Consider the following 21,484-nt stretch of genomic DNA (forward strand, 5'->3'; position numbering starts at 1 on the left):
ACGTATGAGGAGGCTGCAGGCTAGTTGTAGCCTCTTTATTTTTCGGAGTCACCATTAATTGGAGGAATTAAAAATGTCAAAAACAATGCAGACGAATCCTATGATACGTCTCATCATCAACATATTGATTGTGTTACTCTGTTTGGCCGTCATCTTGCCATTCATGCATATCTTGGCGTTGGCCTTCAACAGTGGAAAAGATGCTGCCACGGGTGGTATCTGGTTTTTCCCCCGGGCGTTCTCGTTGGAGAATTTCCAGGAGGTGTTCAAGCAAGACAACTTGCTGACGGGATTGGGCATATCGATTTTCCGGACCGTTTTAGGCACGACACTGGGTATTTTCTCGATGTCCATGTGTGCCTGGGCATTAGCGATTCGGGAATTACCTGGCAACGGAAAAATAACGTTCTTCATTTTCTTCACGATGCTTTTTGGTGGGGGAACCATTCCATACTATTTAGTCTTGAGTGAATTGGGGCTAACAAATTCCATTTGGGTTTATGTCATCCCGAGTTTGTATAGTGTCACGAATATCCTGTTGTTGCGTTCCGCCTTTAAGCAATTGCCAATGTCAATTGTGGAAGCAGCCCGGATTGATGGCATGAGTGAATTCAAGATTTTCACCAGCATGGTGTTGCCGATGAGTAAACCGACATTGGCAACGGTCAGCTTGTTCACGGCGGTAGGCCACTGGAATGATTGGTTCGCCGGTTCCTTCTATGTCCGTCGTCCGGAAATCAAGCCATTGGCAACCATCTTGCAAGACATGTTGACCAGACAAGCCGGTCTGGCTGACATCTTATTGCGCAGTGGTGGGGGAGATGCTGCTTATCAACAACTGGAATCCATTCAAGTAACAGGACAATCCCTGCAAATGGCGACGATCATCGTGGTTATTTTGCCCATTGTCATCCTGTATCCCTTCATCCAGAAATATTTCGTCCAAGGAATTACCATTGGATCGGTTAAAGAATAAACATTTAAAGGAGTCATTATGGAACTGAGACTAAGAGAAGACGGGACCTTCCGGATTGTGCAGTTTACTGACACACACATCGGAAACAGACCCTATAATGCAGAGGATTTAGAAACTTTTTCTTTGGTGAAAGATGCATTAGCGTATTTTGATGCTGATTTAATTATGCATACCGGTGATGTTATCTGGTCCGAAGGCGTGAAAGATGCAGATTTAATATTTGAGGAATTGATGGGTTATTTCAATACATCGGATATACCGATGGCTCTAACTTTTGGGAATCATGACAGTGAAGAAATAATCACCCGTAGTGACTTAAGACGCTTATTCGAGAAAAACGTTTCTAATCGGGCCGATAAAAAAGATGTGTTTGTGCACGACGACCGCGAAAGTTATACCTTACAGATTTTAGCGCATGATAGTGATGAAGTGGTACAGGTAGTATACGTGCTCGATTCAGGAGCGGATGCGCCGGTGCCAATTGGAATTTATGATTGGAATCAACCGGAACAAGTGGAATGGTTCAGAAAAACATCCGCAAAATATCGTAAAGGTAATGGCGTAAAACGGAATCTAGTCTTCCAGCACATTCCTGTTCCAGAGTATTGGCAAGCAGCGACTAACATTTTGGCTGGTTTCAATAACGAAACGAATGAAGCGATCAGTGCACCGCATCTGAATACCGGCCTTTTCACCAACATGTTATTGGATGGCGAAACGTGGGGCATGTTCGTGGGGCATGATCATGAAAATAACTTTGACGGTTTGCACTATGGCATCCATTTAGTATACGGCAATGTCAGTGGCTTTAATACGTATGGTGAGATGGAACGTGGCGTACGGGTGATTGAACTGGATGCCAAGACAAATACCATTACCACTGAAGTAGTGAAGTACCATGCCTTTAAGAAATAGCATGACGCAAGCGACTTATCGAAAAATGCTTTTTCCCTTGATTATTGAACAACTTTTTATGATGTTGATCGGTAATGTAAATGTTTATCTTTTCTCGTTGTATAGTGATCAAGCCGTTGCGGCTACGGGATTGGCAGACCAAATCCTGGCAATTGGTACGATGGCAATGGGAATTATCAGTCTCGGTAGCGTGGTTTTGTTTTTACAAAACGCTGATGATAAGAAGTTGTCTTATATTCAGGGAGTGACGCGTCAGACATTTGTTTTGAATTTTGTATTGTCTGCTTTGTTATTTTTCACCGTTTTTCTTTTTGGCGATGTGTTGTTGGGATGGATGCAGACGCCAGTGGAACTACGTTCATTATCCTTGACATATCTGCGAATTGTCAGTAGTAGTTTATTGTTCCAAGGTATTTCAACAAGTACAAGTGCCTTGTTGCGTAGTTATGGCAAAGTGAATATTGCCATGGCCATTTCAGTTGTCAGCACATTGATTACGATTTCGGGTAATGCTTTGGTCATTTTGACACCCCTTGCCATTTTTGGTGAAGGAGTCTTGGGAATTAGTGTGGCGACAGTAGTAACACGGTTTATTGGAGCGGTGATCAGTATGATTGCGATTCGCACGCAGTTGCGGAAAGTATGGGATGGGTTGTGGCGTTTTGGTAAAGAGGATAAACAAATTGCCAAAAGCATTTTAAAATTGGGTGTTCCTTCTGGGATGGAAAATGTTTCGTATAATTTCTCGCAAACCATTATAACAGCCGTGATTGCCTCGCTTGGAGCGGCAGCGATCAACTCCAAAATTTATACCCAGACCATTACCGCAGTCGTCTTCACCATCTCAGTCGCTGCGGGGCAAGCGGGCCAGATTTTGATTGGAAAATATATCCGTGAAAAGGATCATGAGAAAGCGCAACATTTTGCTCTACAAAATACAGGTTTATTTATGGGAATAGCTGTTTTAATGAATATATTATTGGCTTTAGCTGGACCGTGGCTTATCCAGATTTTCACGACAGATCCCGCTATTGTCACAATCGTTCGGACGTTATTGTGGATGAATGTTTTATATGATCCCTTTCGCGTTGGAAATGAGATATTGATTGCGAATTTGAATGTAAAAGGGGATGTGCGTTACCCGGTATTAATAGGATTACTGGTCACGTATTTATTTACGGTTCCGGCCAGTCTCCTCTTTGCGGGGTATCTGAACGGTGGCCTGTTTGCTATTTGGGTCATTTTCATCCTTGATGAAGGGATGCGTGCCTTTATTTTCTACAGACGCTGGAAAAAAGGAATTTGGAAAATTATAAATTAAAGGATGAAAAATAGATGGAGTACAAAGAAAGTAAGTTACAAATAGGACTGGCATGGGTCTTTGGTATTGTGATGGCAACCTTGTTTTGGATGGCTGGTGTTTTACTGGGTGCAGGTCTTTTTGGGTTGGTGCCGTCAACCGTTACTGTTTTTCAATTTATCCAAAAGATGCGCCTGGATTCCCAGCGTGCACAGCTGAAGTTGATTGTAAACTGGTGGAATCATTACCAAATGAATTTGAAAAAATACTGGCGTGTGAGTGGTCTTTTCGGTTCTACAGGTATTGTATTGACTGCCAATTACTTGTTTTTGAATACGCAAACGAATTATGTGACGTACCTGGCATTTTACCTGACGCTATTAATGTTTGTTCTTGTTTTCTTTGTTTTCCTGTGGTTTAGTTTCCTTTGTTCTTATTATCCCGAAAAATCCATAAAGGAAATTGGAAAAAACGCTGTTGCCTATCCGTTAGCTTTTGCTTTGGAAATGCTTGTTTTGATGGTGTTGAGTGTAGCCGTTTTGATGCTTATTTGGGCGGTTACACCTGGTATGGTAGTGTTTACTGGAGTAGGCGCTTGTTTCGTGGCATGGCATTGGGTGTTCAAGAAATTGCATGACACAGATGGACGTTACCGCTTGAAGCAGTATTGGTACCGTGCAGAATAAGGAAGGGGAGGCAAAATGAAATATTACGATCAGCATATGCATACTTATTATTCCTATGATAGTGAAGAACATTTTGAAAATTATCTACCCTTGGCGGACGATAAATTTCTGGTGACGACTGAGCATTTGGATTTTCATAATCCTTATACGGGCTATCAGGATGACAGTGCGGATTACGAAGCTTATGCGGCGGAAATTGCTAAATTGAATGAGACTTACAATGGACGCATTTTAAAAGGAATTGAAATCGGGTATACGCCGGGAGACCGAAATGAAATTCGCGATTATTTAAAAGGAAAGACCTATGATGTGATGCTGTTAAGTGTTCATCAAAATGGAAAATATGATTTCATGCAGAAAGAAATTTTGGAGCAAACTCTGGAAGAGACCTTGGAAGAATATTACTCTTTGATGCTAGCAGCCGTTACAGATTTTAAGGAAGCAAATATTTTGACGCATTTTGAGTATGGTTTACGTTTGTATGATGTGACTGTGGCTGATTTGGAAAAAGTAGAACCCTTATTGTTGCAAGTTTTTAAAAAGGCAGTAGAAAACAATTTGGCTTTCGAATTGAATAGCAAGAGCATGTTTAAATATGGAAATGCCCATCTTTATGAATATGGCATCGAATTGTATAAAGAGGCAGGTGGTACATTGTTTACGGTCGGGTCGGATGCACATGTGGCAGCTGATTATGAAGCCCACTTCGTGGACATGTTTGCCATGTTGGGTCGCCATGGCGTTGAGGAATTAGTTGTTTTCAAAAACCAGCAACCGACAATGGTAAAAAGACCTTAATGGGAAATGTGATTACTCAAGAGACAAATTCGGCTTGAGTAATCACTTTAGGCCTTGTAGTGATTACTCAAGCCGGAAAACCAATCTGAGTAATCACTTTTAGTCCTTTGATGATTACTCGAATGGAAAATACGATTTGAGTAATCACTCAGGCTGCTGGAATCTGGTTTTCAAGTGTGAACCCAAACCTTAAAGATACAATAAGACCAATGAAAAATCAGCCGTAGGAATTTCCCACGGCTGATTTTTTCATAAATTTTCAGTGTTCATTTGGATCATTTCGAGCATCTTCGTGTGTTGGATGAACCGTGCCTTCTACGTGGTCAGGACCTGCGTAAATGGTGTAAAGTTTAAGTGGTTTGTCACCGGTATTGGTGATGTTATGCCATACATCGGCTGGAACGAAAACGGCGTCATCATCGGTGACTTCTCTTTCAAAGTCTAAATTGTCTTCCGTTGGTCCCATTTGACAGAGACCACTTCCTTCTTCGATACGGATAAATTGGTCAATGCCTTTGTGCACTTCCAATCCGATATCATCGTTTGGTTCAATACTCATGACAGTTACTTGTAGTTTTTCGCCAGTCCAAATAGTTGTGCGGTAGTTTTCGTTATCCTCAGTTAAGTCTTCAATATTTACAACATGAGGTTTCTTGCCATAGTCTTTTTCATCAATTGCCATGATTTATTCCTCCTATTTGGTATTGAATAATAATAATTATCATCTACTTCCAATTATAGGCTAAACAGGCGGGTTATCAAATGAAACGCTTTCTTTGTTTGATGCCAGAAGTTCCTTCAGGGCAAGCGTTGCCGGTTTCGCAGGTCTTCCCAATACTTTTTCTAAATCATTGGATTTGATTGCTAACTGGCCTTCGCGGATGTCTCTTTGAATCATCATGACAAAGGCAATACTTTCTGCGGGGACGCCGTGCACTTTCAAATCATTTTGGTATTCCCCATCATCCAAAGCCAAGGATCGGAACTTTTTCCCGGTGGCTACCCTGAGTGCAGCCGCCAAATCGGCATAGGTAATCAGCGGTCCTCCTAATTCCAGAACTTCTCCAGACAGGAATTTTCCGGTCAGGACATTCACGGCCGCTTCCGCATATTCTTTTTTCAAAGCCCATCCAACCCGGCCGTCTTCTGCGGAGTAGGTGAAGGCACCGCCGTTCAACGCCGTTTCGTAAGTCGCCATTTCATTTTCGAAATACCAATTGTTGCGGAGGAAGGTGTGTGGAATGCCAGACTCTTTCAAAAGTGTTTCTGTCAGGATATGATCTTGGGCGAGCGGGCTGGTTGATTTAGTAGCATTCGGGAAGCTCGTGTAGGCGATGAAGCCGATCCCGGTTTCCTTGGCGGCGGCCACGACGTTTTTATGTTGGTCACCGCGGGAAACGGCTTCCCCGGGCTGCGAGGAAACGAAAAGCATGCGATCGATGCCAGCAAAGGCTGCGAACAAACTATCATAGTCGGCAAAGTCGGCTATCCGCGTTTCGATTCCTTGTTCTCGGAAAGGAGCTGCTTTTGCTTCGGAACGTGCCAGGACGACGATATTCTCCAAAGCGACTTGTTGTTTCAAAAAAGACAGGGCATAGGTTCCAAATCCGCCGGTTGCGCCAGTTAATAGATACTTCATATTCATCAACCTTTCTCTTTTGATTTGCTGGCCTAAGCATAGATGAACGGAAGCTTCATGTAAAGTAAGTCAAGTGGCGTTGGAATACTTCTATGGTAAAATAAAAACAGGAAACAAATACAAGGAGTGATAATGTGAACAAGACAATAACATTGGCAAATGGTAACAATATTCCGATTCTGGGTTATGGAACATGGCGGAATGTTAATCCGAAAGAATGCGTCGATGGCGTAAAATGGGCTTTGGAATACGGGTACCGCCATATCGATACAGCACAAATGTATGGAAATGAAGAGTTGGTTGGTGAAGGGATGCGCTTGAGCGGTGTGCCGCGTGAAGAAATTTTCTTGACCAGCAAGCTTGATAATCCAGACCATGGCTACGAAAATGCCAAACGTACCATTGACGAGTCTTTGGAACGTTTGGGAACAGATTATCTGGATTTATTTTTGATTCACTGGCCGGAAGTGGCGGGCCATGAAGAGGATTGGCAAGAAGACAACATCGAAACATGGCGAGCACTAGAAGACGCCTATGAAGCGGGCAAGTTGAAAGCCATAGGTGTCAGCAACTTCAAGGTCAAACATTTGGAAAACTTATTGCCAAATTGTCGTATTGCGCCAATGGTCAATCAAATTCGGTTGCATCCTGGTTTGAATCAAGAAGACACTGTAAAAATGAGCCGTGAAGCAGGAATGGTAATTGAAGCATGGTCACCATTGTCCCCTATCCCGCAAATGGAAGAGGATGAGGCCGTTAATGCGATGACTGAGAAATATCAAAAATCCATCGCGCAACTGTTGCTTCGCTACTGTGTCCAAAAAGGTTATGTACCTTTGACAAAATCTGTCAACGAAGATCGCATTCGTGAAAATGCAGCGATTTTTAATTTCCAAATCGACGAGGAAGATATGGCTTACTTCGATCAATGGCAATGGCAAGGCGAATTATTCTTCTAATAGCAGTAAAGCACCCGATTTTCTATCTGAAAATCGGGTGCTTTTTTTGGTTAGGATAAGAGAAATACAGCCTCACTCTCAATAATTAAGAATTTTATAAAGTGTTCGCTTTACAAAACAGAACTTATGTTCGTATAATGAGGTGAGGTGATTTTTATGTATGAGACAGAGTTGATATTTGATTACGCAAAAGAACCAAGTCGGGACATTCTCTGTATTGACTGTAAATCATTTTATGCCAGTGTAGAGTGTGTCGAACGCAAAATGGATCCGCTCACTGCAAAGCTCGTCGTCATGTCCTATCCATCAGAAGATAAAAGTCAGCGGGGAAGCGGCTTGATCCTCGCATCATCGCCTGCAGCGAAAAAAGCGTATAACATTTCCAATATCAGCCGAGCACGGGACTTACCGTTTCCTTACCCAAAAGATTTAGTGATCGCAGCCCCACGAATGCGTCTTTATATGCAAAAAAACATGGAAATCAATGCCATTTATAAAAAATACGCGGATGAATCCAATCATCATGTTTACTCAATTGACGAAAGCTTCGTGGATGTTACGGGTGCTTTGCGTTTATTTAAATTTGCGAATGCCTACGAAATCGCCCGCGCTATCCAAGCCGAAGTCCATAAACAAACCGGAATCTATACGGTGGTTGGAATTGGCGACAATCCATTGTTGGCGAAACTCGCTTTGGATAATGCTGCCAAACATGCTCCCAACCGCATTGCCGAATGGCGTTATCAAGATGTTCCCGATACGGTTTGGAAAATTCATGACATGACTGACTTTTGGGGAATCGCTAAACGAACGGCCAAACGATTGCATAGTATGGGGATTCACACTATTTATGATCTTGCCCATGCGAACTTTTATGACTTAAAAGACCGACTGGGAGTGATTGGAGCGCAACTCTATGCCCATAGTTGGGGGATTGATCGTAGCTTCTTAGGAGATACTATTAAACCAAGTTCAAAATCAATCGGGAATAGCCAGGTCTTGAATCGGGACTATACGAAGCGATCGGAAATGGAAATCGTGATACGCGAAATGGGCGATCAAGTCGCCACGCGATTGCGGCAATCAGGTGCCAAGACACAAGTTGTCAGTTTGTGGATTGGGTACAGTATCGGTTATTTCGACCAAAACGGCAAAACCAGTTTCCACCAACAAGTGAAAGTGTTACCGACTAACTCTTCAAAAGAAATAATCGCCTGTTTACTTCGTATTTTTGATGCTCACTACACCGGTCAGCATATTCGCAATATCGGTGTCAATACCGGTAACCTTGTTTATACGGATGCCTTGCAATTGGATTTGTTCGCGGAACCTGAAGAACAAGTAAAGGACGTAAAGGTAGACCAAATTATTGATACAGTCCGAAAAAAATATGGTTTTAAATCGCTTGTACGCGCGGTCAGCGTCCTGGAAGGGGGACGGGCCATTGCCCGTAGTTCACTGGTGGGTGGACATGCTGGCGGAATGGCAGGGCTGGAAGAAGGTGACGATCGTGATCAGACGAACTCCCAAAAAATTCCAGGATTACAATGATTATCATGACCGCGGCTTCATGAAGTGGATTACCGCTTTTGCGATGGAAGAACTTATGAGGGGGATTAAACAAAATCAAAAAGAAGCCATGAAGAATAACGCTGTTTTGCCGAAAATGACTCCCGAAGAAATAGATGCCAAACTGGCTGAAGCGTCTCATACCAAGCGACCCATTTCCATTCAATTGAACCAAAAGGATAAATGGGGCCGTCAGACTGATTCGATAGAAGGCCGATTCCAGGGTTATCTGCCAGGGGGGCAAATAAAGATTGAGGATCGGTGGCTGGCGTTACAAGACATCCGAAATATTACTTTTTTGAATGAGGGGAAATGGTCCCAGATTACACCCTTTAAAAAGGCCGAATCGTTCCGGGTGGAGGAACCGGAAATAAAATTGGTGGATGACTTCAGCCAAGATGGTGAATGGATTGAATGACGTATGATTTCAGTTGTTTGCCCCTTCATTGTATGCCATAATTATTGAATATTAGGTTGAAGGAGGTACCCATGTTAAAACGATTTTTTAAATATTATCGTCCTTATAAAGGGCTTTTCATCTTGGATTTTTCGAGTGCGGTTATTGCGGCTGTTTTGGAATTAGCTTTCCCGGTTGCCGTAAATAGCGTCATCGATACTATTTTACCGTCCGGGGACTGGAACCGTATCATTACTGCTTCCATCTTTCTCCTGCTTTTATATATTATTAATACCTTTTTGCAATTCGTTGTTATTTATTTTGGTCACCGCTTAGGAATAAATATTGAGACAGATATGCGTCAAGACCTTTTTAACCATCTACAAAGACAGTCATTCAGCTATTATGACAATAACAAAACCGGAAAATTAATGACCCGTTTAACCTCAGATTTACAGGAAATATCGGAAGTGGCCCATCATGGTCCTGAAGATATTTTCATTACTTTAATTACCTTGGTGGGGGCCTTTTTACTTATGTTGCGTGTCCACACGAATCTCGCCATCGCGACCATTGTACTGATTCCTTTTATTATGTTTGCTGTCTCTTTCTTCAACAAGAAAATGACGGCAGTAAATACACGGATTTTCGAAAATCTCGGGGAATTTAATGCTGGTATCGAAGCAACTGTGAGTGGTGTGCGTGTTGTTCAGGCCTTCGCGAACGAAGCGTATGAGTCGGAACGATTCAAAGGCTTGAATAATCTTTATCGCCGGGCAAGATTGACCTTTTACAAAACCATGGGCATTAGTTCTTCTTACAACTATTTGATGATTCGTCTCATCAATTTATTTGCGCTCTTCTTTGGTTCTTATTACACGATTCAAGGAGAATTGAGTTACGGGGATTTTGTTGGCTTTATCTTGCTATCAAATATTTTTGTTCGGCCCATCGAAAAAGTGAACAACATGATTGAGCAATATCCAAAAGGGATTGCCGGTTTCAAACGCTTTGCTGAAGAAATCGATCGTGCTCTTGAAATAGTTGATAAATCGGATGCCATTTCCGTTCAACATTTAGATGGCAATATCGTTTACAAAAATGTTTCCTTTTCATATGACCGTTCAACCCCTGTATTGGAAAATGTCAATTTAACCGTTCAAGCAGGAGAAACGGTGGCTTTCGTTGGACCAAGTGGTGGAGGTAAAACGACGATTTGTAACCTCTTGCCTCGTTTTTATGAAGTAACTTCTGGCAATATCACTATTGATGGCATCAATATCCAGGACATGACGATGCATTCCTTGCGTAACCAAATTGGTGTCGTTCAACAGGACGTATACTTATTCCCGGGTACGATTCGCGAGAACATCCGTTATGGGAAATTGGATGCGACAGAGGATGAAATCAAACAAGCCGCAGTCTTGGCTAATTTGGAACATGTCATCAGGAATATGCCGGAAGGTTTGGATACGGTTATTGGGGAACGCGGGGTTAAATTATCGGGTGGGCAGAAACAGCGTCTTTCCATTGCGCGTATGTTCTTGAAAAATCCGCCTATTTTGATTTTAGATGAAGCGACGTCTGCTTTAGACACCGAAACTGAACAAGTTATCCAAGAGTCACTGGATTCCTTGGCGGTAGGGCGGACGACCTTGATTATCGCCCATCGTCTAGCAACCATCAAACATGCTACCCGTATTGTCGTAGTGAGCGATCACGGTATAGCTGAACAAGGAACACATGAAGAATTGTTGGCTCTTAACGGTGCTTACCGTCGTTTGTACGAGGCACAGTTTTTAGCATAAATTACTGATTATCTACACGCACAAAAATAACCGCCCTGTACCAACAAGGCGGTTATTTTTGTGCGTTCTATTTTTTTCGCTTGTCTACTTCTTGCCGAAAGTGCATCATTTCTGCGTCCAAATGTGAACGCAGGGTAGGTAAATTTGCTCGGACAAGTTGTTTTTCTTTAACCACTTGACTGCCGGCCACAAAAACATCCCGGACATTATGCGCTTGGGCTGAATAGACCAAGACAGCATACGGATCGAAAATAGGGAACATGTTGACGGAATCTGTCTCGATTAAGGTGATGTCTGCTTGCTTACCTGGTTCAAGTGACCCAATCAACTGATTCATACCCAGTGCTTCTGCTCCCCCGATTGTCGCTAAGCGGACAATTTCCTTTGTCGGAAAAGCTGCGCGGTCTTTCAATGCGGTCTTGTGAAAATAGGCAACCATTTTCATTTGGGAAAATAAATCCAGTGTATTGCCGCTGCTTGGCCCATCTGTTCCCAAGCCGACCCGAACCCCTGCATCCAACATTGCCTGAACAGGTGCGATTCCTTTAGCTGACTTGGTGTTGGCACCGATGCAATGAGCAACGGCTGCATTTTGCTTTTTTAAGAGGGAGATGTCATCGGCTGTTGCAAAAATGCAGTGGGCTGCTAACGTTCGTTCCGTTAGAATACCTAAATCGTTCAAATAAGCAATTGGGGTTTGATCGTAGTCCAGTTGGTATTTTTCCATTTCAAATGTCATTTCACTGACGTGAAGGGAAAAAGGGACATCATATTTTTCCGCTAAATCGAACGCTTGCTTTAATGAGTCCGGGCTGTTCGTATAGGGCGCATGTGGTGCAACTGCGGGTGTTATCAATGGATGATCCAACCATTTGGGAATGAATGTTGCTGCATAATCCAGTCCGCCATAAGGTTTTTCAGAATCAGGTGCTTCTTCCAGTACAGTTTCAGCCAGGATGGCGCGTGCGCCCATTTCATCAGTTGCTTTTGCCAACTCATTTTCAAAATAATACATATCGAAAAAGGTCGTAATACCTGCCAGCTGCATCTCCGCAATTGCATACTTTCCACTGTGATAGGCCAAGGTATCCGTCATACACGCTTGCTCCAATGGAAACAAAAACCGGGTTAAACGATCGGGTGTATCATCGCCTAATGAGCGGAAAGGGACCATGCCAATATGCGTATGGGTATTCACCATTCCTGGTATAGCAATGGCCCCTTTTCCGTCAATCACGCGTTCGTAGGTTTCTTCAGGCAGTTGTGCCATTGCTCCGACTGCTGTAATAACATCGTCAGAAAAACTGATAAAGCCAGGATTGTATTCAGTAAAGTTTTCATCCATCGTCAAAATATGGACATTCGTAATTAATGTTTTCATTTCTAGCGCTCCATTAGTGGAATGAGTTCGTGAGTGTGGACATCCATCATTCCAAAGTCAGTTATTTTCAATTTAGGTGACACGGGCAGGGATAAGGTAGAGAATGACATAATTTCATTGGTGTTTTTGTATCCTAAATGTCGCATTTCCCGGCGGACATCACCTAGTTTTTCTCCAAGGACCGAAACCGGTTCATCACTCAAAATACCACCGATTGGTAAAGGACAACTTGCGGTCACGGTTCCGTTCGCGCTTACGACATATCCTCCCTGCATGGCTAACACAGCTTGTTGGGCAACAAGAATATCCTCAATGGATGTTCCCATTACCATCAAGTTATGATGATCATGCGCCCAAGTCGTTGCGATGGCTCCTTTTTCAGACAACGCATTTTCGACGAAACCATACCCGATATTTCCGTTTTTTCCATAACGTTCCATTACTACAATTAAAGCCAGACCACTGTTTTCCCAGTCTAAAAAGCCATCTTTTTCAGCGAGCGTTCTTTGTACGTGTTCGGTAAATGTTCCGACTTCCTGGATCGCAATGACATTGCAGAGCATCTCTTTTTCAACTTTGAATTGTAGGTCTTCTTTTGTCAAGGGGCGACACTGAACAGATTCATAAAAATGATCTGGAAATGCGATAACAGGATGATGGGGAGAGGTGCGTTTCCCATTTTTATAAACGTGCGCAATTTTAAAGCTTTCAAGGTCATCCAACAAAATAAAGTCAGCTAGGTAACCGGTCATGATGGCACCTCGGTCTTGGAAACCCATTCTTCGTGCCGGGGTGTAAGTGGCAGTGTAAATTGCTTCTTCAACCGGTAGTCCTGCTTCGATTGCTAAACGGACATTCTCATTCAAATGGCCCTTGGTGAAATCGTCAACCATGATGTCGTCGGTAATGATGGCCATATATTCGTATAATTTATACTGATTAATGACGGCCATATTTTCCGGGTTGATTGATTTCTTCTGAAACTCCAGAAAAAGTCCGTTCTTGGCTTTTTCCAAAATCGACTCCGGTGATTGATGGGTATGGTCAGCAGTCAAACCGACAAACATAAATTTCGCCAAGTCTTCACCGGAAACACGGGGGATATGTCCTTCTAGCGGCATGAATGGTTTTGTAGTTTGGGTTTCCCGTAAAATTTGTCGGATTAATGAATGGGGTTCGCTGGTTATACCCTTGAAGTTCATTGCTTCCCCCAAGGCAATCACATTAGGATATTGTAACAAGGCGCTGACTTCGGATACGCCAATGATGCCCCCCGTTGTTTCACGGTCCGATGTTGTTGAGGGCACAGAAGACGGAATGGCATAAAAAATATCCATTTCCGTTTCTTGTTCCATGAATGCCTGAATTCCTTCAATTCCAAACACGTTGGCAATCTCATGAGAATCAGCTACAACCGTCGTAACCCCATGTGAAAGGGCGGTTGGGGAAAATGAAGCAGGTGGGACCATCGAACTTTCAATATGCATATGAATATCAATTAATCCGGGAATCATATATTTTCCTTGAGCATCCAGTATTTCTTTCGGCTCCAAATAATGTAAATCCTCATCGGAAATGTAATAAAACTTTCCGTCTTTTACTGACACGTGTTGGTTTTCGAATGATTTCAGAAAAGTGTTAAAGACACGTGCATTTATAATCAACAAATCTATCATAAACGTTCTCCTTCCAGCTTGAAATGCGGCGTTTAGACAATAAAAAAACCACGAACGCCGCATTTTTCGCAAAAAAGCGGCGTTCTAGGCTCGTTCGGTAGCTAAACGCCGCACCCATACATCGATTTACTAAAAAAGAGACAGAAAAGTTCTGCCTCTTTAGTCTTTTTATTGATTCAATGTTTCATTCCACTGGTTAATCCAGTCTTCCAGGTTCTCATTCACAAATGTAAAATCAATTGCTTTTGCACGTTGTGCCACATCACCATAAGTTTTGTTTGCGGCTACTTCTTCATCCAATTCAACATCTGCGTTTGTTGGCGCTTCGTTCAAGGATGCCGCTGTTGTTGCTTGTAATTCTTGGCTTAGCTTCCAGTTAATGAATGCGTAAGCAGCATCTTTGTTGTCTGATGAAGCGACGACGTTCAATGTGTTAAAGTTTGCGTATGTACCAGACTCAGGAACGAGGAATTGAACATCTGGGTTTGCTTCAGAAATGATTGGGTAAGCAAAGTCCCCAACCACAGCTGCCACGATTTCTCCTGATTGGAATAAGTTCGCAAGGTCAGAAGATTTTGAGTATGTTTTGATGATATTTGGCTTCAACTCAGTTAGAGCTTCAAAACCTGCCGCGCCATTATCGGTAGTGATATCGACACCTTTGAAGTCGCTGGCAACATGCAGCATAGCAGGACCGAAAGTTGTTGTAATATCTGGAATTGAGATTTTCCCTGCCAATGAAGGATCCCATAAATCAGACCACTCATCAATTGTCATACCGGCAGCTTCTTCGTTGTAGATAATACCAATGCTATTCATGGTATAAGGTGCTCCTGAAGTTGCAACTGCATCCTTCGCACCGCCTACTAACTTAGACAAGTTCGGAACTTTAGTTTCGTCCAATTCTTCAAACAAACCGGCTGCGACACCCGTTGCTGCATTCGCTTGTGATAATTCAATAACGTCAATTGTTGAATTAGGGTTGTTTTGCAGTTTTGTGAAACGTTCGCTGGAATTCCCAACTTCGTAAGTAATTTCAGTCCCTGTTTCTGCTGAGAAAGGATCAAAAACATCGCGTTTAATGATATCTTCGCTCAACGCAAATGTGGAAACAATCAATTCACCGCCGTTTTCTGCTGTTGCAGAACTTTCTGCTTCTGAACCGGAGTTACCGCATGCTGCTAATAATAAAGTTGCTGCTAGAGATAGGGAAGCTGTTTTCCAATTTTTCATGTTTAGTTCTCCTTTTTTATACCAAAATTATTTTTGTTGGGTCTAAATACAAACGGACGGTCTCGCCTGCTTGATAAAGCTTAGCGTCTTCGTCGTTAACGATTAAGTTCCCGACGGCTGTTTCAACTTCATATTGATAACTCTTGCCTAAAAAGGTGCGTACACGAACGGTACCACTCAGGACATTATCAGCCGCTGCTAATTCACGGTGCATGGAAATGTTATCCGGACGGATTGTTGCTTTTACTGCTTGACCACTATTATCGCTATTCGTTTGGAATCGTGTGCCGTCTTCAGCACGATAAAGCTGCTCTTTTTCTTGTTGGAGAGGGATAAAATTCTCAAAGCCGATAAAGCGAGCTACGAATTCTGTCTTCGGATTTGAGTAAATTTCTTCAGGTGAAGCATATTGTTCAATAACGCCTTTGTTCATGACCGCTACTTTATCGGAGATGGAGAAACACTCCTCTTGATCATGCGTGACGAAAACCGTTGTAATCCCAAGTGTACGCTGGATGCGCTTGATTTCCATACGCATGGTGACGCGTAATTTGGCATCCAAGTTACTTAATGGTTCATCCAATAACAATAACTTTGGCTCGATTACCAAAGCACGCGCTAAGGCAACGCGTTGCCTTTGGCCACCGGAAAGTTGTTTTGGATACCGATCGGAAAAATCACCTAAACCGGTCACTTCCAAGATTTTTTTAACCTTTTCATCAATGACGGTTTTGTTTTCTTTGCGCAACTTCAATCCGAAGGCGACGTTTTCTTTAATCGTTAAATGTGGGAAAAGAGCATAGGATTGAAATACCATCCCGAAATTACGTTTGTGGACGGGTACTTTAGTCAATTCCATTTCGTCGACTACAAAAGTACCGTCATTTGGTTCAATTAAACCTGCGATGACACGTAAGGTTGTTGTTTTTCCACATCCGGAAGGACCAAGCAGGGAAACCAATTCTCCTTTTTCGATGGATAACCGTAAATCTTTCAGAACATCCGCTTTTCCATCATAACTAACGCGAATATCCTCTAAATTAACAAAAGCCATTAGTTGGCATCCTCCTCTTTACGAAATCGAAGCAAGTCCAAGCGTTTTTTCAATTAGAATCATCATCAAGATTGTTCCAATCATCAATAACACTGAAAGTGCGGATACAGTAGGGTCATAGTTGTATTCAATATAACTCATTAAGTTTGTCGGTAAAGCAGTGATACCTGGACCAGACAAGAATTGTGATACCGGAATATTATTGAAAGAGTTGATGAAAGCCAGCATAAATGAAGCGAAAATACCTGATGAAATATTGGGCAACACGACTTTGAAGAAAGCTGTCAATCGCGTACTTCCCAAAGTCCAGGCAGCTTCTTCAATTGAGAAGTCCAACTGTTCTAAACTGGAACCAACAACGCGAATAATGTAGGGTAAGCTAATTAAAAAGTGACCCAACAATAACCCTTGAAATATAGGCAGCTGTAACCGAATAACGATGAACTGGAATAAAGAGAAACCTACAACCACGCCAGGTATGATGGTTGGAGATAAAAAGAAACTCTTTAATGCAGTGCGACCAGGAAAGTTATAACGGGATAACCCGTAAGCAGCCGGTACCCCAATGATCAAGGCCAGAAAAGTTGCCAATAAAGATACTCTTAAACTCAGCCAGAAACTATTAATAAAGCCGCTAATTCTAAATACATTTGCATACCAATCCAGTGTAAAACCTTCGATTGGGAATTGAATCGTTGGATTTTCCCCGAAAGATGTGACGACAATAATAAACAAGGGGAAGAATAAAAATAAGAAAATAACTAATGCGAAGAGCGCAAGCCCTTTTTGTTTACGCATTGAGGTCGCCTCCTCTTCTATCAATACGGGCAGCAAGCAAATTAAAACCTTTCATAACTAGCATGGTTGTGGCAATCATGATCAAAGCAATTACCCCTGCATTTTCCCAGTTACCTAAACTCATAGCATTTTGGTACAGGAAAGTTGCCATCATCATGTTTTGATTACCACCGAGTAGTTGCGGGGTTGTGTAGGCGGTTAGAGTACCAGTAAAAACTAAAATGCTACCGATAATTACCCCTGGAATGCTTAAAGGCCAAATAACTTTTACAAAAGCAACCAGCGGGTTCGCACCTAATGTTTCGGCAGCTTCTACAATTTCGGAGTCAATGTTTTCCAAAACGCCAACCAATGTTGTAATCATTAAAGGTAAAAATAAATATAAAGAACCAATCGTGATGGCAAACTCCGTATAAAGTAGTTGCATGGGTTCTTGAAGCACACCAATAGCCAATAAACTACGATTGATAATACCGTTTGTACCAAGAATGTTAATCCAGGCAAAACTGCGAACAACAGAGTTAGTTAACAAAGGGAATAAAACTAATCCCATCATCAGGCTACGCCATCTACGATCGCTGCGAGCGATGTAATAAGCTGTTGGAAGACCGAATGCAACACTTAATAAAGTAACAATCAACGATAACTTAACAGTTCGCCATAAAATAGAAATATTATAACTACTACTAAAAAAAGAGATATAGGAATCGAGTGTAAAACCGCCATCATAAACAGTTGGCCAAACAATCGAAAGCAACGGCAAAACTAAAAAGACAATCAACAAGATCAATCCCGGAGCCACAATGAGGTAGGGAGAGCTTTTGGATGACACGAACATTATCCTCCTCCATTTCCCAAATATATGGGAAAATATAATATATGGGGAAATTATAAGGTCTGATGAACTTTTTATCAACCCCAAAACGAATATAAGGCAATATAAATATACTTAATGTTCGTGTTTTCGAGGAGAAAGTGGGGTTGGTTTCATTTCTGCTCTTTTTTAGGTGGTTATCGTGTATAATGGGGAGAAAGAACGTACACATGAGCGGAGGAAGAAACATGAAGAAGCGTAGTGGTTGGTTCATCACAAGTATATTGACAACTTTACTACTGGCAGGCTGCAAACAAACCGCTTTTGAGCCAAGTCCGTACAAGCCTGCCGATCTAAACCATCTTTCAGGGGTTACGATGCAAACGGCGGAACCAAGTTACCCAACTGATATTGAATCGATTGCGGTCACGATCACAAATAAATCAGAAGCAGAATTGTTTTATGGGGTTGCTTTTAGTGTTGAGTATCTGGACGGCAATGAATGGGTTATTTTCCCATTTGAAGATGAAATGGCCTGGATTGAAATTGCCTTGATTTTGGAACCAGATGCAACCAACACCGAAGAATTAAACATGACGCTCTTAAAACATGATTTTGAACCGGGTACCTACCGCATTATAAAGGATATTGCGGGCGAAACATTGACAGCAGAATTTGAAATAGAAATGGAGTAAAAGATGAATCCTGAAGAATTTAAAACAGCAGTTGCAGAGCTGGGGCTCGAATTGAGTGAAAAGCAAATGCAACAATATAATCGTTATTATGAATTACTGGTTGAATGGAATGAAAAGATTAATCTGACGGCTATTACCGAGCGAGATGAAGTTTACTTGAAACATTTTTTTGATTCCATCACGCTAGGATTGCATACCGATGTATTGAAGGGTGAGGTGGCACTTTGTGACGTCGGAGCAGGTGCAGGTTTCCCTAGTATCCCGTTAAAAATCGCCTATCCTGAAATCAAAGTCACGATTGTTGACTCTTTAAACAAACGCATTTCCTTTTTGGAACTCCTTTTTAAAGAATTAGGACTAGAAGGTGTACGTTGTTTCCATGATCGGGCCGAAACGTTTGGACAAAACCCTGAACATCGTGCGGCTTATGATATTGTAACAGCACGAGCAGTAGCCCGCATGAGTGTCTTAAGCGAACTATGCGTACCGTTGGTAAAAAAAGGGGGCTACTTTGTGGCAATGAAGGCATCAAGTTCTCAAGAGGAACTTGATGACGCCAAGGCTGCTATTGCAACTTTGGGCGGTAAAGTTGAAGAAGATTACGCCTTTGAATTGCCAAAAGAGGAAGGCGAGCGTCATATTGTTCTCATCAAAAAAACAAAAGACACGCCAAAAAAATATCCGCGCAAACCGGGTCTGCCCAATAAAAAGCCACTATAAGGAAGAGGGTATGAATTTACCTTGGTTTTTGGTACAATAATCAAGTAATGTTCGATTATTTTGTCTGTAGAAAATCATATTATACAAGAGCGATAAATGATGCAGTCATTTTGAAAAAATGCGAAAGGGAAAAATACGCATTTTATTTTTCCCTTTTTTTTGCATCATCTTTAGAACTGGAGGAAAGTAAATGACACGGATCATTGCAGTTGCAAATCAAAAAGGTGGCGTTGGTAAAACGACAACGACCGTCAACCTGGCAGCGGCGTTAGCCTACCTAGGGAACAAAGTGCTATTGATTGATAGCGATGCGCAAGGAAACGCAACAAGCGGCCTTGGTATTTCCAAAGCGGATGTGAACGATGATATTTATGATGTCCTCGTTAATCAAATTCCGATTGAACAAGCGATTCAGCCATCATCTCGGGAAAATTTGTGGGTCGTTCCGGCAACTATCCAGTTAGCAGGGGCTGAAATTGAATTGACAAGCCAACCACACCGTGAAGCGCGACTAAAGACAGCTTTACAAAAATTAAGTATTGAATACGATTATATTTTTATCGACTGTCCACCGTCACTGGGGCATTTGACTATCAACGCGTTTACAGCGAGTGATGCAGTTTTGATTCCTGTTCAATGTGAATACTATGCCTTGGAAGGTTTGAGTCAATTACTGAATACTTTCCGACTGGTTCAAAAACATTTCAACCAAGACTTGAAAATTGAGGGTGTTCTGTTGACGATGCTGGATGCACGTACGAACCTTGGTTTTGAAGTTGTTGAAGAAGTGAAGAAATACTTTAAAGAAAAAGTGTATGACACGATTATTCCACGTAATGTCCGTTTGTCCGAAGCACCAAGTTATGGTCAATCAATCGTCGATTATGATATCCGTTCGAAAGGTGCCGAAGTTTACATAGAACTTGCAAAGGAAGTGCTAGAAGATGCCGAGTAAAAACAATAAGGGGTTAGGCCGCGGCATTGATGCCTTATTTACAAACTTTGGTGACATCGAAAAAATTGATGAAAAAACCGAAAAAGTGGAAGAAATAAAGTTGGACGAAATTCGTCCCAATCCTTACCAACCACGGAAAGAGTTTGATGACACGGCCCTGGCGGAGCTTGCTGAGTCCATTAAAATAAATGGCGTTTTCCAGCCGATTATTTTACGGAAATCAGCAGTAAAAGGCTATGAAATTATTGTCGGGGAACGGCGTGCACGCGCTTCGCGTCTCGCTGGAAAAGAAACGATTCCGGCTATTGTCCGTCAATTCGATGAACGCGCAATGATTGAAATTGCTATTCTTGAGAACTTACAGCGTGAGGATTTATCGCCATTGGAAGAGGCGGAAGCCTATCAAACGATGTTGACGAAACTGAAGCTAACACAAGCCGATGTTGCGCAACGTTTGGGCAAGAGCCGTCCTTATGTGGCGAACTACCTGCGTCTATTAACGCTGCCAGAAGATGTTAAAAAGCTTCTTCGCAACGGTGATTTGACAATGGGGCAAGCGCGGACGTTGTTGGGATTGAAAAATCAAACACAAATCAGTGAATTGGCTAAACGCGTGGTAGCTGAAGGCATGACCGTACGGAATTTAGAAGCGTTGGTCCAAGAATTAACACAACCAACCCAGCGTAAAGAAAAGAAAAAACGCGAAAAAATCAAGAAACCTTCTTATATCATCGAAAGCGAAGAGCGCTTGATGGATCGTTTTGGAACTGCTGTGCAGATTACCCCTAAAGGCGAACAAGGGAAAATTGAAATTGAGTATTTATCACCTGCAGATTTGAATCGCATTTTGGATTTATTAGCGATTGAATTTGAAGATTGAAAAGGGGGTTGCCATTGGTGAACCAAAAAGAGTATGATTTACACGATATCGTGGAAATGAAGAAAGCACATGCTTGCCAAAGTAACTCCTGGGAGATTATTCGGATGGGGATGGATATCCGCATTAAATGCCAGAAGTGTGGACAGTTGGTCTTGATGCCGCGTCGTGAATTTGAGAAGAAAATGAAAAAAGTATTGGTGAAGGCAGAAGATGCTGAATAAGCACCAAATA

22 protein-coding genes are annotated in these 21,484 nt (G+C 42.2%); 14 read left to right on the plus strand and 8 right to left on the minus strand.

Annotated elements, in window-relative coordinates; all coding sequences use genetic code 11:
- The first annotated feature begins 73 nt into the window (after positions 1-73).
- From ACTVAI_RS09310 to ACTVAI_RS09330, 5 genes are read left to right on the plus strand one after another with little or no spacing between them, the layout of a single operon-like run.
- Positions 74-976 (plus strand): carbohydrate ABC transporter permease, encoded by a 903-nt coding sequence (locus ACTVAI_RS09310; protein WP_443486495.1) that lies wholly within the window; start codon positions 74-76, stop codon positions 974-976.
- A gap of 18 nt (positions 977-994) precedes the next feature.
- Positions 995-1,891, plus strand: coding sequence for a metallophosphoesterase family protein (locus ACTVAI_RS09315; RefSeq protein WP_443486496.1), 897 nt, complete (start codon positions 995-997; stop codon positions 1,889-1,891).
- Positions 1,875-3,212, plus strand: a complete 1,338-nt coding sequence (locus tag ACTVAI_RS09320; protein ID WP_443474186.1) for an MATE family efflux transporter — start codon at positions 1,875-1,877, stop codon at positions 3,210-3,212. Before ACTVAI_RS09315 ends, ACTVAI_RS09320 begins: the two co-directional genes overlap by 17 nt.
- A gap of 14 nt (positions 3,213-3,226) precedes the next feature.
- Entirely contained in the window at positions 3,227-3,877 is a 651-nt protein-coding gene (locus ACTVAI_RS09325) for a DUF624 domain-containing protein (RefSeq protein ID WP_443486497.1), read from the plus strand.
- Between the two features lie 15 nt (positions 3,878-3,892).
- Positions 3,893-4,675: a PHP domain-containing protein gene (locus tag ACTVAI_RS09330; RefSeq protein WP_443486498.1), complete on the plus strand. Its 783-nt coding sequence runs from the start codon at positions 3,893-3,895 to the stop codon at positions 4,673-4,675.
- A gap of 259 nt (positions 4,676-4,934) precedes the next feature.
- On the opposite strand, the gene ACTVAI_RS09335 is transcribed toward ACTVAI_RS09330, so the two are convergent.
- A complete protein-coding gene (locus ACTVAI_RS09335) occupies positions 4,935-5,357 on the minus strand; it encodes a cupin domain-containing protein (protein ID WP_443474189.1) in 423 nt (140 codons plus the stop codon).
- 60 nt (positions 5,358-5,417) lie between these two features.
- Positions 5,418-6,314: an SDR family oxidoreductase gene (locus ACTVAI_RS09340; protein ID WP_443486512.1), complete on the minus strand. Its 897-nt coding sequence runs from the start codon at positions 6,312-6,314 to the stop codon at positions 5,418-5,420.
- A gap of 134 nt (positions 6,315-6,448) precedes the next feature.
- On the opposite strand from ACTVAI_RS09340, the gene ACTVAI_RS09345 reads away from it, so the two are divergent.
- The 4 genes from ACTVAI_RS09345 to ACTVAI_RS09360 all read left to right on the plus strand — a co-directional run bounded on the left by ACTVAI_RS09345 (position 6,449) and on the right by ACTVAI_RS09360 (position 11,047).
- Entirely contained in the window at positions 6,449-7,273 is an 825-nt protein-coding gene (locus ACTVAI_RS09345) for an aldo/keto reductase (RefSeq protein WP_443486499.1), read from the plus strand.
- A 156-nt stretch (positions 7,274-7,429) separates the two neighbouring features.
- A complete protein-coding gene (locus ACTVAI_RS09350) occupies positions 7,430-8,824 on the plus strand; it encodes a Y-family DNA polymerase (RefSeq protein WP_443486500.1) in 1,395 nt (464 codons plus the stop codon).
- On the plus strand, positions 8,784-9,260 hold the full coding sequence (locus ACTVAI_RS09355; RefSeq protein ID WP_443474193.1) for a hypothetical protein: 477 nt from the start codon (positions 8,784-8,786) through the stop codon (positions 9,258-9,260). Before ACTVAI_RS09350 ends, ACTVAI_RS09355 begins: the two co-directional genes overlap by 41 nt.
- Before the next feature lie 71 nt (positions 9,261-9,331).
- Complete coding sequence (locus ACTVAI_RS09360; RefSeq protein WP_443486501.1) at positions 9,332-11,047, plus strand: ABC transporter ATP-binding protein; 1,716 nt, start codon at positions 9,332-9,334, stop codon at positions 11,045-11,047.
- A 67-nt stretch (positions 11,048-11,114) separates the two neighbouring features.
- On the opposite strand, the gene ACTVAI_RS09365 is transcribed toward ACTVAI_RS09360, so the two are convergent.
- The 6 genes from ACTVAI_RS09365 to ACTVAI_RS09390 all read right to left on the minus strand — a co-directional run bounded on the left by ACTVAI_RS09365 (position 11,115) and on the right by ACTVAI_RS09390 (position 18,021).
- Positions 11,115-12,428 carry an amidohydrolase gene (locus ACTVAI_RS09365; protein WP_443474195.1) on the minus strand — a complete coding sequence of 438 codons (1,314 nt, stop codon included), beginning with the start codon at positions 12,426-12,428 and terminating at the stop codon, positions 11,115-11,117.
- 2 nt (positions 12,429-12,430) lie between these two features.
- Complete coding sequence (locus ACTVAI_RS09370; protein ID WP_443486502.1) at positions 12,431-14,104, minus strand: adenine deaminase C-terminal domain-containing protein; 1,674 nt, start codon at positions 14,102-14,104, stop codon at positions 12,431-12,433.
- A gap of 168 nt (positions 14,105-14,272) precedes the next feature.
- The gene (locus ACTVAI_RS09375) at positions 14,273-15,337 is read right to left on the minus strand and encodes an ABC transporter substrate-binding protein (protein ID WP_443474197.1); all 1,065 of its coding nucleotides are present in this window, start codon (positions 15,335-15,337) and stop codon (positions 14,273-14,275) included.
- 16 nt (positions 15,338-15,353) lie between these two features.
- Positions 15,354-16,391, minus strand: coding sequence for an ABC transporter ATP-binding protein (locus ACTVAI_RS09380; RefSeq protein ID WP_443486503.1), 1,038 nt, complete (start codon positions 16,389-16,391; stop codon positions 15,354-15,356).
- 18 nt (positions 16,392-16,409) lie between these two features.
- On the minus strand, positions 16,410-17,189 hold the full coding sequence (locus ACTVAI_RS09385; protein WP_443474199.1) for an ABC transporter permease: 780 nt from the start codon (positions 17,187-17,189) through the stop codon (positions 16,410-16,412).
- On the minus strand, positions 17,182-18,021 hold the full coding sequence (locus ACTVAI_RS09390) for an ABC transporter permease (protein WP_443474200.1): 840 nt from the start codon (positions 18,019-18,021) through the stop codon (positions 17,182-17,184). The genes ACTVAI_RS09385 and ACTVAI_RS09390 overlap by 8 nt, the downstream gene beginning before the upstream one ends.
- Before the next feature lie 230 nt (positions 18,022-18,251).
- On the opposite strand from ACTVAI_RS09390, the gene ACTVAI_RS09395 reads away from it, so the two are divergent.
- From ACTVAI_RS09395 to ACTVAI_RS09415, 5 genes are all read left to right on the plus strand, one after another.
- Positions 18,252-18,698, plus strand: a complete 447-nt coding sequence (locus tag ACTVAI_RS09395; RefSeq protein WP_443486504.1) for an immunoglobulin-like domain-containing protein — start codon at positions 18,252-18,254, stop codon at positions 18,696-18,698.
- Positions 18,699-18,701: 3 nt separating this feature from the next.
- Complete coding sequence (gene rsmG / locus ACTVAI_RS09400) at positions 18,702-19,418, plus strand: 16S rRNA (guanine(527)-N(7))-methyltransferase RsmG (protein WP_443486505.1); 717 nt, start codon at positions 18,702-18,704, stop codon at positions 19,416-19,418.
- 190 nt (positions 19,419-19,608) lie between these two features.
- Entirely contained in the window at positions 19,609-20,373 is a 765-nt protein-coding gene (locus ACTVAI_RS09405) for a ParA family protein (RefSeq protein WP_443474203.1), read from the plus strand.
- Positions 20,363-21,253 (plus strand): ParB/RepB/Spo0J family partition protein, encoded by an 891-nt coding sequence (locus ACTVAI_RS09410; protein ID WP_443474204.1) that lies wholly within the window; start codon positions 20,363-20,365, stop codon positions 21,251-21,253. Before ACTVAI_RS09405 ends, ACTVAI_RS09410 begins: the two co-directional genes overlap by 11 nt.
- Positions 21,254-21,267: 14 nt before the next feature.
- Positions 21,268-21,474: a DUF951 domain-containing protein gene (locus tag ACTVAI_RS09415; protein ID WP_443474205.1), complete on the plus strand. Its 207-nt coding sequence runs from the start codon at positions 21,268-21,270 to the stop codon at positions 21,472-21,474.
- The last annotated feature ends 10 nt before the right edge of the window (positions 21,475-21,484 follow it).

Source organism: Jeotgalibaca sp. A127 (genome assembly GCF_052266745.1).
GTDB lineage: Bacteria > Bacillota > Bacilli > Lactobacillales > Aerococcaceae > Jeotgalibaca.